General features: G+C 52.4%; 1 protein-coding gene. It reads right to left on the reverse strand.

Annotated features, from left to right (window positions below):
• Positions 1-35 precede the first annotated feature (35 nt).
• Complete coding sequence (locus tag DKL51_RS08855; protein WP_011163945.1) at positions 36-389, reverse strand: ASCH domain-containing protein; 354 nt, start codon at positions 387-389, stop codon at positions 36-38.
• Positions 390-736: the final 347 nt, after the last annotated feature.

Below are 736 nucleotides of genomic sequence, written 5' to 3' on the forward strand. Positions count from 1 at the left end.
GTCTCGTGGGCTCGGGAGCTTCTGTCGTCTTTTATTTAGAGGTCTAAATCCAGTTCGTAGATGCCTCGGGCGGCGAGGACTTCCTGGGTGGAGTTTAGTTTTCTTACTTCGGTGAGTTCCCAGGAGTAGTAGCCGGGTTCCCATCTTGTGGCGCAGGCTGCGGGGATGTCTTTTTCTTCGAAGGGGCGGACGGATTTGATTTTTACGATTGCTACCGGGATGCCGATGTCGGTTTCGCCTTCGTTGAAGAGGAAGTTTTTGTTTTCTACGATGAGCAGGTCGCCGGTGAGGTCGGCAGGGGGAAGCCAGCGGCGGACTTCGATGATTTTTTCGCCGTTGGCGATGCGGGTTCCGTTGGGGTGGACTATGGAGAGGGTTTTGTGTTTCATCGTTCGCTCCGGGGTTTGTCTGGCTTGTTTCGCGCTTTGCTTGAAACTCGCTGGGGTTCTGGGTTTGCGGTGGGGAGTGGGGCTCGTCGCATCACGCTCCTCGGGGCTTTGAAAAGTGGTTATGCCGCATTGTCTTGTAGAATTAGATACTTGTCAGGATATGGTCAACCGGAAAGCCATGCCCCGAGCACCCTTTAGGCAGGGCTTTCGGTTAAGCGATTTAGTTTTTTAAAAGCAGGCACCTTGACATTCCATGTAGAGCTCACATTTTTGCAAGGATGAGGGGGGCTTATCGGAACTCAGAACTATAAGGGACTTTTGTTTCATGCGGTCGACAGAAGTGTTCG

Origin of the sequence: Micromonospora globispora, assembly GCF_003857015.1 — a bacterium.
Lineage (GTDB): Bacteria > Actinomycetota > Actinomycetes > Mycobacteriales > Micromonosporaceae > Micromonospora > Micromonospora globispora.